Source organism: Limnobaculum eriocheiris, assembly GCF_021010575.1.
Classification (GTDB): domain Bacteria; phylum Pseudomonadota; class Gammaproteobacteria; order Enterobacterales; family Enterobacteriaceae; genus Limnobaculum; species Limnobaculum eriocheiris.
Genome location: NZ_JAJNAG010000019.1, coordinates 1 through 16206, shown reverse-complemented (window position 1 = coordinate 16206; position 16206 = coordinate 1). Strand labels below are relative to the sequence as shown.

General features: G+C 47.6%; 10 protein-coding genes. 6 read left to right on the top strand and 4 right to left on the bottom strand.

What is annotated here, in order from left to right:
* Positions 1 to 148 precede the first annotated feature (148 nt).
* Positions 149 to 2857 carry an HTH-type transcriptional regulator MalT gene (gene malT / locus LPW36_RS09785; RefSeq protein ID WP_230609490.1) on the bottom strand — a complete coding sequence of 903 codons (2709 nt, stop codon included), beginning with the start codon at positions 2855 to 2857 and terminating at the stop codon, positions 149 to 151.
* Between the two features lie 379 nt (positions 2858 to 3236).
* Between malT and malP the strand changes: the two genes are divergently transcribed.
* Together malP and malQ are read left to right on the top strand one after the other, a co-directional pair.
* Entirely contained in the window at positions 3237 to 5630 is a 2394-nt protein-coding gene (gene malP, locus LPW36_RS09780) for a maltodextrin phosphorylase (protein WP_230609489.1), read from the top strand.
* Between the two features lie 10 nt (positions 5631 to 5640).
* A complete protein-coding gene (gene malQ / locus LPW36_RS09775) occupies positions 5641 to 7740 on the top strand; it encodes a 4-alpha-glucanotransferase (protein WP_230609488.1) in 2100 nt (699 codons plus the stop codon).
* Between the two features lie 671 nt (positions 7741 to 8411).
* On the opposite strand, the gene malM is transcribed toward malQ, so the two are convergent.
* From malM to malK, 3 genes are all read right to left on the bottom strand, one after another.
* The gene (gene malM / locus LPW36_RS09770) at positions 8412 to 9341 is read right to left on the bottom strand and encodes a maltose operon protein MalM (RefSeq protein ID WP_268991623.1); all 930 of its coding nucleotides are present in this window, start codon (positions 9339 to 9341) and stop codon (positions 8412 to 8414) included.
* A gap of 101 nt (positions 9342 to 9442) precedes the next feature.
* Positions 9443 to 10708, bottom strand: coding sequence for a maltoporin (locus tag LPW36_RS09765; protein WP_230609487.1), 1266 nt, complete (start codon positions 10706 to 10708; stop codon positions 9443 to 9445).
* A gap of 41 nt (positions 10709 to 10749) precedes the next feature.
* The gene (gene malK / locus LPW36_RS09760; RefSeq protein WP_230609486.1) at positions 10750 to 11859 is read right to left on the bottom strand and encodes a maltose/maltodextrin ABC transporter ATP-binding protein MalK; all 1110 of its coding nucleotides are present in this window, start codon (positions 11857 to 11859) and stop codon (positions 10750 to 10752) included.
* Positions 11860 to 12274: 415 nt separating this feature from the next.
* Here malK and malE point away from each other — a divergent pair, with 415 nt between their 5' ends.
* The 4 genes from malE to LPW36_RS09740 form a co-directional block, all read left to right on the top strand.
* Positions 12275 to 13504: a maltose/maltodextrin ABC transporter substrate-binding protein MalE gene (gene malE / locus LPW36_RS09755; protein WP_230609485.1), complete on the top strand. Its 1230-nt coding sequence runs from the start codon at positions 12275 to 12277 to the stop codon at positions 13502 to 13504.
* 85 nt (positions 13505 to 13589) lie between these two features.
* Positions 13590 to 15155, top strand: a complete 1566-nt coding sequence (malF, locus tag LPW36_RS09750; protein ID WP_230609484.1) for a maltose ABC transporter permease MalF — start codon at positions 13590 to 13592, stop codon at positions 15153 to 15155.
* A gap of 14 nt (positions 15156 to 15169) precedes the next feature.
* A complete protein-coding gene (malG, locus tag LPW36_RS09745) occupies positions 15170 to 16060 on the top strand; it encodes a maltose ABC transporter permease MalG (RefSeq protein ID WP_230609483.1) in 891 nt (296 codons plus the stop codon).
* Positions 16061 to 16131: 71 nt separating this feature from the next.
* Positions 16132 to 16206: IS1 family transposase (locus LPW36_RS09740; protein ID WP_338085967.1), on the top strand; the 75-nt coding region annotated here is incomplete at its 3' end.

The following is a 16206-nucleotide window of genomic DNA, read 5'->3' as shown; positions in this document are numbered from 1 at the left end:
TTAAATAAAAATTTCAATAACACTTTTGACTGGTATTATAAATAATATTTTTAATCAACAAAAAATAAAAAAACCATCAAACACATATAAAAAAATAAGGCCGCTCAACTCATCATTGATCGGCCTTTTGACTAAAATATCTGTTTAGTTATGTATTATAACCCATCATTTCCAACAGCTGTTGAGCCTGCTGTATCGCTTCCTGACGATGGGTAACACCAATTTTTTGATATAAATTACGAATATGGGTTTTGATCGTCGTTGAGGCCACACCCAACTCACCGGCTATTTGATCGTTGCTATAACCAGAATAGATTAGCCCCAAAACCTGCCACTCGCGATGGGTTAACTGACTGGTACGGATCAGTTCTGGGGTTTGTGCATTATTCAACAGTTGATGAACAAAGTTCTCATCAAAATGGGCAAACTTATGCCGATAGTGCTGGTTAAGCTCGCGCAGAATACGTTGCGCATGATGCTGGTTATGTTCAGACAACGTATTCAGCTGCAACAGCTGGCGCAATTGCTGCGCCATCACTTCGCCTTCAATAACAAAGTTACTGATAATGCCTGTACGATAGGCCAGCGTCAGAGCCTCAATCAACATCTGCTGTGCCTCACTCTTCTGTCCTTTATGCCAGTAAAGCATATTGCAAAGTATCAGATTACGGCCCAGTTCACTGACCAGCTGTAGTTGACGAGCACTTTTAATAATATCCAGCAGGATAACTTCAGCTTCATCATAAAAACCTAGCAGAAGCTGGACCCGTATGATATTGCGCCACTGCCCATGTTGAAAATGATTGTAGGCACCGGTTGGTCTCTGGGTGCGATGCAACCAGTTGGCCGCGGCCCCCCGATCGTCGGTCATTTGCCAGTAAATCACTCGCGGTTTATCGGCGTTAGTTTTCCAGTCACTGTGATATTGAGCATTACTTAACAGGTTTTCGCAACGGTAGAGATAATGGCGGGCATTATCCAGGTTGCCACGGGCCAAAAAGCATTTTGCCAACAGCGCCAGACACTGTAACTGTTGCTGCCCATTGCCTAAAATTTCCATACCTTTACGGGTAGCCAGTTCAGCCTCATCAAGACGAGACCACTGCCATAGCAGTTGAGCACGTAAGCGCAACAGAAACTCATGCATTGGTAACTGTTGCAAATTGAACTCTTCCACCAGCACAAAGGCTTTATCCTGTACTTCATAAGCCGCCTGCACAAAACCCTGAGCCAGCAAAATTTCGCTTTGCTGTAACAGCGCCCATAAAGCGTAGTGGTATATTTCAAAGTGACGGGCCATCTGTTCGGTTTGCTGCATCATACTGAGGGCTTCGGTCAGATTTCCCTTACAGTGCATCACTTCACCAATCACGGAAGTGGCAACAATTCTTCCGTAGTAACTGTCCGGCGCCAGGTTTTCAATCGCCGTCATCGCCAGCATTTCCGCCTCATCCGGCGCTTCAGAGTTAATGGCGATTTGTGCACGCAAAACGTCAAACTCGGCATACAGCCAGGGCTCTATTTCAATCTGTTTTGCCGCTATCTCTTTTTCTGCTTTGGTCAGTAACAGGTTTACTTCTGCATGACGGTGCTGACTCTGAGCTAACCAGGCCTGTAACAAAATCAGTTTAGGTTTCTGAATCAGATAATCGTAAGGCAGCGCATTAATACACTCTTCCAGTAACTCCAGCTCACCATGATTAAATAACGACCAGGCATGCTGTAACAAAATATCCCGCAGCAGCTCAAGATTATTGGCGCTCAATGCGTGATAAATGGCTTCACCGGAATACCCCATATTCAGCCATCCTTGCGCTGCCGCTTTATGGATTTCCGGAAGTTCCTGCGCTAATTCATTCTGGCTGCGCTGACGTAAAAAACTGGCGAACAGAGGGTGAAAGCTGAACCACTCTCCCCGATCGTCCATACGTTGAATAAACAGCCCCTGACGTTCGGTCTCCTCCAGCCGAGCCTGGCTCCGGTCTTCACCGGTGATGCAGGTAATCAGCTCCGCATTCATCGAACGCAGTACCGAGCAGCGCAACAAAAATGAACGCGTTACCGCATCGGTAAGGTCAAGAACCTCATCAACTAAATAATCATACAGGTAGCGAATATTAAGCCCTGAAAGGCGCTGTGCTGACTGCTTAACCGTATTTCCAGACTGATGGGTTGAGAGCGCCACCAGCTGCAACGCCGTCGCCCAGCCCGCCACTTCATCACACAGCCGATGGGACTCTTCCGCCGATACCGGTGCCTCAAGGCGACGATCGAAGAAATCTTTCGCTTCATCATGGGTAAATGCCAGATGCTGGCTATCGATCTCCAGCAGTTGACCATGCACCCGTAATCTGGCGACTCCCAGTGAAGGAAGATTGCGCGACAAAATCACCAGCGTGAGATTTTCTGGCTGATGCTGTAAAAAGAAACGCATACCTTCATGAATGACATCATTAGTAATCAGATGATAGTCATCAATCACCAGATAAAGCGGTTGCTGCCACTCAGACAACTCAACAAATAGCTGGGAAAATAGTGCCGTAATACTGGTGTACTGATGCTTTTGCGTTAAGGTTTCACTTTTTTCGCAAAGCCCATTAGTTGCCTGTTGTACCGCGGAAACTAAATAGCTGGCAAAGCGTTGAGGTTGATTATCGCTTTCATCCAACGAGTACCATCCTAAATGAGGTATCTCGGTAGCCCATTGGGTTACCATGGTGGTTTTTCCATAACCAGCCGGACTCGTTACCAGTATTAAACGATAGTCAAATGCATTGGACAATTTATTAAGTAAACGATCTCGTACCACCACATGGGATTGTCTAACCGGACGACTGAGCTTTGATGGAATTAGCATATAATCAGACTCGAATCTTAATTAAGATATGTAAATACAATTAGTTATAGCACAAACAATCGACTTTGCACGCCCGGTCCGATAAATCAAACAGTACCACAATATAACCCTAACCCATGGTTAGCTGAAAAGGCCCTGCGTCACAATTTGCAACATTCTGTTTTGATGCTTGTCTGATATTAGTCGCATACTCTGTTTTTATCCGCCCCCAAATAGATAATTTTGACCTCCGGAGAATAAAAATCATCTTATGAATAGGGTCCGACTACGCCCCGCTCCTCCTCCCTAACTAATCCCCCACGGGATGATGTTCTCCACCTGCATCAATGACAGCATGAGCACTACTATATAATTAACAAAATCAGAGGCCCTACCTACTATGCAAACATTTAATACCGCGCAGTTTCATGACAGTCTGGCCCGTCAGTGGCGAAGCTTTGGTCTGCAATCCGCGCAACAGATGACTCAACACCAATGGTGGCAAGCGCTCAGCCGTACATTAAACGAATTACTACCGTTGCAGGCTACCGCTCCCAATACGCAGCAACGGCAAGTTAACTATATCTCGATGGAATTTTTGATCGGTCGTCTGACGGGTAATAACCTGCTCAACCTCGGACTGTATCAGCAGGTAAAAACCGCACTGGCGGACTATGAAGTTGACCTCACCGATCTGTTAGAGCAGGAAGTGGATCCGGCGCTGGGTAACGGTGGGCTGGGCCGTCTGGCGGCCTGTTTTCTCGACTCAATGGCAACCATTGGTCAATCGGCTATTAGCTATGGCTTGAACTATCAATATGGTCTGTTCCGTCAGTCATTCAAACAAGGACATCAGCATGAGTCCCCGGATAACTGGTTGCGCGAACACTACCCATGGTTTAGCCGCAATGAAACGCTGAACGTACATGTTAACTTTGGCGGCAAACTGGTTAAAAATGCAAAAGGCGTTGAGCGCTGGGAACCCGCTTTAACTCTGGTTGGTGAAGCCTGGGATCTGCCGGTAGTTGGCTATCAAAATGGTGTGGTTCAAACCCTGAGATTATGGCAATCCACCCACAGTGAACCCTTTGATCTGACGCTGTTTAATGATGGTAAATTCCTTCAGTCCGAGCGTCCTGGTATTGAAGCGGCGAAGCTGACTAAAGTTCTCTATCCAAATGATAACCATACTGCAGGTAAACGTCTGCGTCTGATGCAGCAATATTTCCAGTGCGCCTGTTCTGTGGCAGATATTCTGCGTCGCCACTATCTGGCTGGTCATAAAATTGAGCAGTTGGCGGACTATCAGGTTATCCAGTTAAATGATACTCACCCAACTATTGCCATTCCTGAACTGATGCGTATTCTGCTGGACGAACATCAGATGAGCTGGGATAAAGCCTGGGCTATCGTTAATAAAACCTTTGCTTATACCAACCATACCCTGATGCCAGAAGCCCTTGAGTGCTGGAGCGCTTCACTGATGCAGAGCCTTCTGCCGCGCCACTTTGCCATCATTAAGCAAATTGATGCTCACTTTAAGCCGCTGGTAGAAAAAAACTGGCCCAAAGATAAAGCGGTTTGGGAAAAACTCTGCATCATTCATAACCGTCAGGTGCGGATGGGCAACATGTGTGTTATCAGTGGGTTTGCTGTAAATGGCGTCGCTGCCCTGCACTCAGATTTGGTAGTAAAAGATCTGTTCCCGGAATATAACCAACTATGGCCAAACAAATTCCATAACGTCACCAACGGTATTACTCCGCGCCGCTGGTTAAAGCAGTGTAACCCGGCGCTGGCATCACTGATCGATGATTCCATTGGTACCGGTTGGGTAACAGATTTGGATCAGTTGAAAAAGCTGGAACCTTTTATCGGTGATGCCGCTTTCCGTCAGCGCTATCAGCAAATAAAGGATGATAACAAGCTGCATTTAGCTCGCTATGTAAAACAGGTTACCGGTCTGGTAATTAATCCTGAAGCTATATTTGACGTACAGATAAAGCGGCTGCATGAATATAAACGCCAGCATCTTAACCTGTTGCATATTCTTTCGCTTTATCGTCAGTTACGTGATAACCCTTCACTGGATATTCCACCACGGGTATTTTTGTTTGCCGCCAAGGCGGCTCCGGGTTATTACCTGGCAAAAAATATTATTTATGCCATTAATTGTGTGGCAGAGAAAATCAATAACGATCCGTTAGTTAACCAAAAGCTACAAGTGGTATTTATTCCTGACTATAAAGTCTCGGTGGCTGAGTTAATTATTCCTGCCGCTGATGTATCTGAACAAATCTCTACTGCGGGTAAAGAAGCATCAGGTACCGGTAATATGAAGCTGGCGCTGAACGGTGCTCTGACCATTGGTACACTGGATGGCGCTAACGTCGAAATTGCTCAGGAGGTGGGGAATGAAAATATCTTTATTTTCGGTCATACCGTTGAGCAGGTTAATGCCTTAAAAGCCTCCGGTTACGATCCGTTGAAATGGCGTAAAAAAGATAAGCATCTGGATACCATTTTGAAAGAACTTTCCAGCGGTGTTTTCACTCAGGGTAATAAACATGCCTTCGATCTGATGTTAAACAGCCTGGGTAGCGGTGGCGATCCGTATCTGGTACTGGCTGACTTTGCAGATTATTGTGAAGCGCAAAAACGTATGGGTGAACACTTTGTCGATCGCGATCTCTGGACAAGAACCACCATTCTGAATACCGCCCGCGTTGGTATGTTCAGTTCTGACCGTTCAATCCGTGATTATCAGCAGCGTATCTGGCAGCGCAAAGCATAAGCAGGTGGGTATGAAGAAAAAAGCGTCACTCTTAGAGCAAACGGCAGCGGCCGCAGGCATCTCAGCCAGTTATCTGAATGCCTATGGTCAGCCTGAAATCATCAGCGATGAGGTGAAACAGCAATTGCTATCGGCAATGCAGTTCACCCTGCCAGATAATAAGGAGGGGGGACCGCTTCCCCCAGTTATTGTGCTGGCACAAAATAGTGCCTTCTCTTTGCCACTGACTTCTGAAGCGCAGTGGCAGCTCACTCTGGAGCAGGGAGAATTACAGCAGGGGAAAGTCGCTAAAGGTAAGCCGTTAAAGTTACCGACAGACCTTCCCTGTGGATATCATCAGTTAACCCTGACGCAAGGCTCACAGCAGTGGAGCTGTCGGATTATTGTGACGCCAGAACGTTGTTATGAACCAGCCCCGCTTCATCATCACCAAAAGTTGTGGGGAACCTGCGTTCAGATGTATACCCTGCGTTCCGATCGTAACTGGGGGATTGGTGATTTTGGCGATGTTCAACAGCTGTTAAAAAGTATCGCTAAACGAGGCGGTACTTTTGTTGGGCTCAACCCTATTCATGCGCTCTATCCGGCTAATCCTGAGTTTTGCAGCCCTTACAGTCCCTCCTCTCGCCGTTGGTTGAATATTATCTATATTGATATTAATCAGGTAGATGATTTTCAGCACAGCGCTGAGGCGCAGAAATGGTGGCAGAAAGCCGCCACTCAGAAAAAACTGGCCGAGTTGCGTAAGGTCGAATGGGTTGATTATACCGGCGTGATGTCATTAAAACTGGCGGCGCTAAAACTCGCTTATCAGCAGTTTATCACCCGTCCGGAAAGAGATAAGTCGCAGCGTGAATTCAGCGAGTTTGTGGCTCATGGAGGCGATGATCTACGCTATCATGCCATTTTTGATGCGCTGTCGGTTCATCTGGTACAGTCCGGTCACTCCTGGCAATGGTATCAGTGGCCGGTTGCTTATCAGGATAGCCAGAACCCGGAGGTTAGCCAGTTTGCACAAAAGCATGCCTTTGAAGTTGAATTTTATCTGTGGCTGCAATGGCTGGCTCACCATCAGTTAAGTGCATGCTATCGCCTGTCGCGTAAGCTGAAGATGTCGATTGGTTTATATCGCGATCTGGCAGTCGGCGTTGCTCAGGAGAGCGCCGATGCCTGGAAAGACCGTTCTCTGTATTGCTTTAATGCTTCTGTCGGCGCTCCGCCGGATATTCTTGGTCCACTGGGGCAAAACTGGGCGCTGCCACCGATGAGTCCCCATGTAATGGTGGAACGCGCCTATCAGCCGTTTATTGATCTATTGCGCGGCAATATGACTCAGTGCGGAGCATTACGTATCGATCATGTCATGTCATTACTGCGACTGTGGTGGATCCCTCAGGGAGAAAGCGCTAAAAACGGCGCTTATGTACATTATCCGGTGGATGATTTATTGGCGATTCTGGCGCTGGAAAGTCAACGCCATCACTGTATGGTCATCGGTGAAGATTTGGGTATTGTACCTAAGGATATCGTCAGTAAATTGAGCACCAGCGGCGTTTACTCTTATAAAATTCTGTTTTTTGAGCAAGATGATAAAAATCAGCTAACGCCTCCGGAGAACTATCTGCCACAGGCAATGGCTACGGCCACCACCCATGATATGCCAACGCTTAAAGGTTACTGGCAGTGCGGTGATTTAGTGTTAGGCAAGCAGTTAGGTCTCTACCCTAACCCGCTGGCTTTGGCACAAATCTATCAGGAACGCGAGCTCACCAAACAGGGTATTCTGAATAGTTTGCATCGATATAACTGCGTGCCTAAAAGTCTGCGTAAAACGGTGAAAGATATGCCAATGTCACCGGCGCTTAATCGTGGCCTGTTACGCTATTTGGCACTGACGGAAAGCGCGCTGGTGGGTATTCAGTTGGAAGATTTGCTGGATATGTCAGAACCGGTGAACATACCGGGTACTTATAAGGAATATCCAAACTGGCGTCGTAAGTTAACCGACTCATTAGAAAATATGTTTGCTGATTCATCGATACGCCGTTTGTTGAGTGATTTGAATAGCAAGAGGCTCTTGGCGGCTAGCCGTAAGCCGAAACGGAAATAGCGGTTAGGTTAGTCGTAAACATAAGGGGCCATCATTTGATGGCCCCTTATGTTTAATTTGCTTTTGGGAATGTTCCGGCCATAAAAGCGATGTTGCGTATATCACCTTTACGCTCGGCCGGAAGACCATCAGTACTTTATTTTTTATATTTTGCCCTTCAGGTTAAAGCATCCGAATGTTGCCTCAGCCAATAAAAAAGTAGCACGACCAACATGAATGTTGGTCGAGGCGCAGCGACGTCGGACAAAATTGCAGGAGCAATTTTGAACAGCACAAAGCGCTGGCCCAAAGGGCCGAGCCTCATGGATGAGGCGAGTACTCCGGCTCTGCGCCGGTGCGTCGGCTTTTTTATTGGCTGAGGTTGCCGCCGCAACGCGGCGGTCAACAGTCGGCTGCGCAGGCGCGGGGAGTGCAGAGGGGCGTTCGCCCCAACGCCCCTTTGCTCGACGCAAACACCGCTGGCAAGATAAACACGGAACTAAAGGCGGCGAAACCTATGTCAGGCCCACCTGGATTTGTGTGCTAAGTCGTGGAGGTGCAGTAGTCTGGTAAAACACCGTTCTATTTGCGGGCGAAACTGACTCAACGTTTAATCATGCCCGACTACTAGATGGTAGCCGAGCAAGCGACACATTATTTACGAGTGAAACCTTCTATGAATCTAATTCAAATTACTTCTTACCCTTAACACTCCCAACAAAGGTCTCTCTCGCCGTTGTTGAACCTAATCTTTCCGCTTCATCCAGCAGCTTCAGCGCTTTATCAATATCCCCCTGCTTCACCGCAGCGCGAATGCTTTGATTAAAGTAATCTTCAGTATCCGTCAGCACTTTTTCCGGTGCAGCATGCGCTTTCGCTACCGGTGCTGCTGGCGCTGGCGCAGGAATAACTGCCGTTGCTGCAACATCAGATGAAGAAGCTGGCATCAACTGGCCAATCATTACGTTACCGTTCTGCTGGTCAGATTTCACAACAACTTTCAGCGTACCCTGTTCACTGTGTTGAGCAATTGGGTCCGGAATATCCGGTACTGCGTTCCCCACGCCCTTGGCATAGGCTTTGGCTGGGGCAGTTAATTTGGTAGTCTGTTGCAGATCTTTATTAGTGGTGTACACCAGCATATAGATCTGCTGTTGGCCTAAGGCCGGAGTCAGACGTAGGGTGCCTTGCAGGCGGTCGCTATCCATGACTTCAGGACCCGCGTAAGCAAATCGTTCGCTGGGATAATACGCAGCCGGACGCATTTGCTCATCCAACACTAAGACGTTAGGTGCATAAACACTTTTATTGTCCACCAGGCTGGATAAGGTTATTTCTAACGTACCGCGGTTAGCCGGCAGTGCAATAGTGGCAACCGCACTGCGAATATCACCCTGAGACAGTTGAGGTGATGCCGCATCCAGTTTGATGGTTTGAGTGGTAGGTGGAACCAGCGGCTGCCAGGGCAACTGCTGTAGCTTACTGCCAGAAAGTACAGGAGCGGTTGTCACGCTCTCCGGGGCCTGAACGTTATCACTGAACAGCGATACCGCCTGAGCCTGACTGACCATACCGCCGCCAAGTGTCAGCGCTAAACATAAGGCCAGATATTTGTTATTCATTATTTTTTCCCTCTGAAAGTAGCAAAATACTCATACAGCAGAAAAATGACAGGCGTTGAACAGTCAATCATCCACGCCTGTCATTGGAACATCAGATGTTATTACCACCAGGCTTCGAATTGAACGCCAAAGGAGAATTCATCATTATTTCCGCGGCTATAGGTTTTAGTCGAGGTATCACTGGTTGCAACACCGTTGTTATATCCCCACTTCTCATCCCAGTTTGCATAGGTACCAAATACACGAATGGCAGGACGAGACCAAATGCTGTTACCTGCTTGCCATTGTTGTGCCAGGGTAATTTTATACTGACTGTTGCGATCGCCAGTATTCTGAGACTTCACATTATCATAACCAGCTTCCAGCAATGTACTCATGATTGGTGTCCATTTGTACATTGGACGCACACCAACGGTGTACCAGGTTGAGCCATTGTTGTTATCAAGATCGGTATCCTGATACATAGCGACATACATCAGATCCCAATCCTGTGCCAGAGAAATAGCACCGTGATCCAATACGCGGACCATACTACCATTGTTATTCACACTGGCACCCTGTGAGTGGCCGGTGTTCCAGGAAGTCATTGAATCGGTTGCATATTGAACCACAAACTTGTTAAAACCACTTAACATGCTCTGAGTATGCTCTGCGGTATACATCGCTCCATCTTTTGAGGCATCATCAGCTAAAGAGTAACCATCACGTGCGTTAGCACGTCCATAGTCCACACCCAGCTCAAGTACGCCGTCCGGGTTAGTATTCAGGTTAGCTAAACGAATATCAAATACGTCGTTAGAGGTTGGAATTTCATCTGCCTGACCATCAATCCAGCCATGAGAACCACCCGCTTCGGTATCACGGGTAACCGCCATTGACAGCTTACCAAAGCCCAGATCGATATTTTCAAGCCCTGCTCCCGGACCTGAAATATCCCAGTAGTAAAAGTCAATCATGTGGACATCGTGACGCTGATAGAAACGCTTACCGGCCCACATGGTTGCACCTGGCAGCCAATCGATCAGGTTTTCACCTTTTACGTTAATTTCACGGAAGGCCGGGTCAGTTGCTTCCCAGTCGTTGGCCTGATCGATTGAATAGGCAACGTTGGTGTCCAGATAAAACTTCTTATCGCCTTCTTGCCATAATTGTTGCCCTAACTTTAATTCTGCATAGGTTTCACATTCGTTACCTAAACGGTACTTACTCTGAGCACCCGTTGCCTGGAAGCATTGTTGATCGCCACCATCCCCTGACCAACCAATACCGGAACGCGCATAACCATGAAAATCAACAGCCAGTGCCTGAGTTGCAAAAACACCTGCTGCAACGGCTAAAGAAAGTTGTAACTTGCGGGACACAACCATCGTAGTTCTCCTATGATGCCACCATGTGGCGATATGTTAATTTAAACGCCAGGCTCTCTGTGTAACCGTTGACAGGCCCGACCATCGCTGTGAAACAGATGACAGCGTTGTGGCGGTAAACCAATGGCAAAAGTGGAGCCTTCTTTTACCAGAACAACGTCGTTCTGACGGTAAATCAGGTTTTGTCCGATCGACGGAATCTGAATATGGATCTGTGTTTCATTGCCTAACTGCTCTACTACCTGTACTTCTCCCTCCAGCGTGACATCTGCCATCTCACTGGTTGTTAAATGCTCAGGCCGGATCCCCAGAGACATATTGGTCCCCACCTGAACTCCATGACTGTCTACCGGCAGCCAAACCAGCTGCCCGTTTGGTAATGCGATTTGTACTTGCTCAATGGCGGTGGCGGTCACTTTCACCGGTAAGAAATTCATTTTTGGCGAACCAATAAAACCAGCCACGAAGCGATTTGCCGGATAGTGATACAGCTCCAGCGGTTTACCCACCTGAGCAATACGACCGGCATCCAGTACCACGATTTTGTCCGCCAGCGTCATGGCCTCTACCTGATCGTGAGTAACGTAAATCATGGTGCGCTTCAGGCGATTATGCAGACGGGAAATTTCGATACGCATCTGAACCCGCAGTGCGGCATCCAGATTAGAAAGCGGTTCATCCAGCAGAAAAACTTCTGGCTCAGCCACCAGAGTACGGCCAATAGCCACACGCTGACGCTGTCCGCCTGAGAGCTCTTTTGGTCGGCGATCCAGCATATGGCCCAGTTGCAGCATCTCTGCGACCTGAGCAACACGGTGTTTAATTTCACTTTTCGGGGCTTTAGCCAGCTTCAGGCCAAATGACATGTTGTCTGCCACAGACAGATGGGGATAAAGCGCATAGGACTGAAAAACCATCCCTATTCCACGCTGTGCCGGTGGTACTTCATTCATTCTTTTACCGTTGATGGTCAGTTCGCCGGAGGTAATATCTTCCAGACCGGCAATCATACGTAGCAGTGTAGATTTGCCGCAGCCCGATGGGCCTACGAATACGACGAACTCACCATCATCGATTTCAAGATTAATGTCCCTGGAAATGACAACATCACCAAACGCCTTACTTACATTGCTTAGTGTGACATTGGCCATAATTAACTCCTCTCTGTGTTTGTCGGCTGCGGTGGTCATACCCAATCAACCGATAAATTTGTATGGCTGTGATATTGCATAAAAAATCGCAAGCACAAATCATCCACCGAAAGGTTTTTTATGGGGGGAGGAGGTGGGAGGATGAGATAAACCGGGGGGAGATGAATCCCCCTCCGCTGAACGAAAGATTGTGAATTTACTCACAAATTAATCACAAGCTTTATGTGATATCGCGCACAAAATGCGTTGTAATTGCAACGCACATCACACAAAGGTATCAGAGGGCATAGAAAAGAGGAGGATGCGTTCTATTCACTTGCGGCGGCAACATAGTCACTGTGTAAATGTCTTTGCCCTGGCAACCGAGTATCGATTGCCATCCGGACTACCTGACTAAATTGAAAGAAGGATAATTATGATGTTCCGTATACTAAACGCTGCACGTCGTCATACCCAACGTCCACTGGCGGTTTCTAAGGTGGCTACCATTTCTGCCCTGGTCGCTGTGTGCCTCTCCAGTTCGGCGATGGCCAAAATTGAGCAAGGCAAGCTGGTTATCTGGATCAATGGCGATAAAGGATACAACGGTCTGGCTGAAGTTGGGAAGAAATTTGAAAAGGATACCGGCATCAGCGTGACCGTTGAGCACCCGGATAAGATGGAAGAGAAATATCCTCAGGTTGCGGCAACAGGCGATGGCCCGGATATTATTTTCTGGGCCCATGACCGTTTTGGTGGTTATGCTGAATCAGGCCTGCTGTCAGAAGTGACGCCATCTAAAGCCCTACAGGATAAAATTGCCCCTTTCACCTGGGATGCGCTGCGCTATAAAGGCAAACTGATTGGTTACCCAATCGCCGTAGAATCTTTATCGCTAATTTATAACAAAGATCTGTTACCAGAGCCGCCAAAAACCTGGGAAGAAGTAACCGCACTGGATACCAAACTGCGTGCCAAAGGTAAAAGCGCCATTATGTGGAACCTGCAAGAACCCTACTTCACCTGGCCACTTATTGCTGCCGATGGCGGTTATGCCTTCAAATTTGAAAACGGCCACTATAACGTGAAAAACGTTGGTGTAAATAATGCCGGAGCACAGGCTGGTCTGCAATTCCTGGTGGATTTAGTCAAAAACAAACACATCAATCCTGATACCGATTATTCCGTCGCTGAAGCGGGCTTTATTAAGGGCGAAACCGCGATGACCATTAACGGTCCGTGGTCATGGGGCAATCTGGATAAAGCTAAAATCAACTATGGCGTCACTATGCTGCCAAGTTTTAAAGGCAAACCGTCTAAACCCTTTGTTGGCGTACTTTCTGCCGGAATTAACACCGCCAGTCCAAACAAAGATCTGGCTAAAGAGTTCCTGGAAAACTACCTGCTGACGGATGAAGGATTAACAATGGTGAATAACGATAAGATGCTGGGTGCGGTGGCGCTGAAATCTTATCAGGAAAAACTGGAAAAAGATCCGCGTATTGCCGCCACCATGAACAATGCGCAAAAAGGTGAAATCATGCCAAACATCCCGCAAATGAGCGGATTCTGGTATGCCGAGCGCAGCGCCATTCTGAACGCTATTCATGGTCGTCAGACGGTTCCTGCCGCATTAAAAGATGTTGAAACGCGTATCACTAAGTAAATCAGTAACACAGCGGCGCAGATGACTGCGCCGCTGCTAACCACCGGATTTTCGCATTATCCCGGGCCACCTAAAGGAGTTCGTCATGTCTGTTATTCAAACCGAATTACCACAAGGAAACAGAGGGTTTAGCCTGGGTAACGGCCTTAAATGGCTGGTCATTACACTTTTCGCGTTGTTTGCCTGCTATCTGGTGGTGCTGATGTATGCGCAAGGTGAATATCTGTTTGCCATTCTGACTCTAATACTGGTGGGTTTAGGTCTGTATGTGTTTGCTAACCCACGCGCTTATGCCTGGCGCTATGTCTATCCAGGTATGGCGGGGATGGGGCTATTTGTGTTGTTCCCCTTAGCCTGTACTATCGCTATTGCATTTACTAACTACAGCAGCGTTAACCAGTTAACCTTTGAACGTGCCCAGTCCGTGCTGCTGCAAAATCAGTTTACCTCCGGACATGCCTATAACTTCTCGCTTTACCCTGAAGGTCAAAAATGGCGCCTGTTTCTGGATGATACCCAAAATGAGATGTTGCTCTCTGAACCTTTCGATCCTGGCAACCCTCCTCCGACCCTGAAAGTAGAAAAAACCACGGCGGCACCGACGGAAGAAGCGGCACCTTTACGTGTTGTTATCCAAAATAATAAACAGCTTGGTACTCTGTCAGTTCAACTGCCAGAGGAAAAAGTATTGCGCATGAGTTCACTGCGCCAGTTTTCCGAAATCCAGCCGTTATATGTATTGGCAGAAGACCAAAAGACCCTGCTAAATCAGCAAACCGGCGTTCGCTATCTGCCTAATAAAGAAACCGGTTTTTATCAGGCGGTCAACGCTCAAGGGCAGTGGCAAAGCGAAGTGCTGAGCCCCGGTTTTACCGTTACCGTTGGCTGGAAAAACTTCCTGACGGTCATGTTTGATGAAGGCATCCAAAAACCCTTTATCTCTATTTTTATCTGGACCATCGCCTTCTCGCTGCTCACAGTGATATTTACCGTGGCGGTGGGCATGGTATTAGCCTGTATTGTTCAGTGGGAATCGTTAAAGGGTCGGGCCATTTATCGGGTGCTATTAATACTGCCTTACGCCGTTCCTTCTTTTATCTCTATCCTGATTTTTAAAGGACTGTTCAACCAAAGCTTTGGTGAAATCAATATGATGCTGGAGGCACTGTTTGGCATCAAACCAGCCTGGTTTAACGATCCAACTATGGCCCGCAGTATGATTGTGATCGTCAATATCTGGCTGGGTTATCCCTATATGATGATTCTGTGTATGGGATTACTGAAAACCATTCCTGACGATTTATATGAAGCCTCAGCGATGGATGGTGCAAACCTGTTTCAGAACTTCTTTCGAATCACCTTCCCGTTATTAATTAAACCGCTAACGCCGCTAATGATTGCCAGCTTTGCGTTTAACTTTAATAACTTTGTACTGATTCAATTACTCACCAATGGCGGCCCTGACCGAATCGGTACCACTACGCCAGCGGGTTATACCGACCTATTGGTTAGTTTCACTTACCGTATGGCATTTGAAGGTAGCGGTGGGCAAAACTTTGGTCTGGCGGCGGCTATCGCCACCCTGATTTTCTTACTGGTAGGCGCTCTGGCGATTATCAATTTGAAAGCATCACGTATGAACTTTGATTAAGGAGAGAGAATAATATGGCAATGGTTCAACCTAAATCTCAGCGACTACGTATCGGTCTTACCCATCTGCTGATGCTGTGTTTTATTGCGCTGATTATGTTTCCGCTACTGATGGTCATCGCCATTTCCCTGCGCTCCGGTAACTTTGCTACCGGTAGTTTGATCCCTGAACAGATCTCCTGGGAACACTGGAAACTGGCACTGGGATTTAGCGTAACTGACGCTAACGGCAAAGTGACACCGCCGCCCTTCCCGGTTTTACTGTGGCTATGGAACTCCGTCAAAATTGCGGTGATTACATCAATTGGTATTGTGACGCTATCAACGACCTGTGCTTACGCTTTTGCCCGTATGCGTTTTCGCGGTAAGAGCACCCTGTTAAAAAGCATGCTGATCTTTCAAATGTTTCCAGCCGTGCTCTCTTTAGTGGCGTTATATGCGTTGTTTGACCGTCTGGGACAATATGTTCCTGTGCTGGGGCTGAACACCCATGGAGGCGTAATATTTGCCTATCTGGGTGGGATCGCCCTGCACGTCTGGACCATTAAAGGCTATTTCGAAACTATTGATGGCAGTCTGGAAGAAGCAGCAGCCTTAGATGGCGCCACGCCATGGCAAGCCTTCCGTCTGGTTCTGTTGCCGCTGTCGGTGCCAATTCTGGCAGTGGTATTTATCTTATCGTTTATTGCTGCCATCACTGAAGTACCGGTAGCGTCGTTGTTACTCCGCGATGTCAACAGCTATACGCTGGCAGTAGGTATGCAGCAGTATCTCAATCCGCAAAACTATCTGTGGGGAGATTTTGCCGCCGCCGCCGTGTTGTCCGCTATCCCTATTACCCTTGTCTTCCTGCTGGCCCAGCGTTGGTTGGTTAGTGGCCTGACGGCAGGCGGCGTAAAAGGATAGTGTTTTTAAGCCCCATCCCTGGTCGTGACGCATATTTAGTGTTGTGGTATTCTTCGCCCTTTGGATGATTGATGGCAAAGATTGATGTAGTTTGTCCCCGCTGTTCTGAAACGAGTGATGTGATCCGAAACGGTCATTCCACCTCC

Coding starts and splice junctions, on each gene's coding strand:
- malG (WP_230609483.1), top strand. CDS start 15,170: ATGGCAATGGTTCAACCTAAATCTCAGCGACTACGTATCGGTCTTACC.
- malM (WP_268991623.1), bottom strand. CDS start 9,341: ATGAATAACAAATATCTGGCCTTATGTTTAGCGCTGACACTTGGCGGC.
- malP (WP_230609489.1), top strand. CDS start 3,237: ATGCAAACATTTAATACCGCGCAGTTTCATGACAGTCTGGCCCGTCAG.
- malT (WP_230609490.1), bottom strand. CDS start 2,857: ATGCTAATTCCATCAAAGCTCAGTCGTCCGGTTAGACAATCCCATGTG.
- LPW36_RS09765 (WP_230609487.1), bottom strand. CDS start 10,708: ATGGTTGTGTCCCGCAAGTTACAACTTTCTTTAGCCGTTGCAGCAGGT.
- malK (WP_230609486.1), bottom strand. CDS start 11,859: ATGGCCAATGTCACACTAAGCAATGTAAGTAAGGCGTTTGGTGATGTT.
- malE (WP_230609485.1), top strand. CDS start 12,275: ATGATGTTCCGTATACTAAACGCTGCACGTCGTCATACCCAACGTCCA.
- malQ (WP_230609488.1), top strand. CDS start 5,641: ATGAAGAAAAAAGCGTCACTCTTAGAGCAAACGGCAGCGGCCGCAGGC.
- malF (WP_230609484.1), top strand. CDS start 13,590: ATGTCTGTTATTCAAACCGAATTACCACAAGGAAACAGAGGGTTTAGC.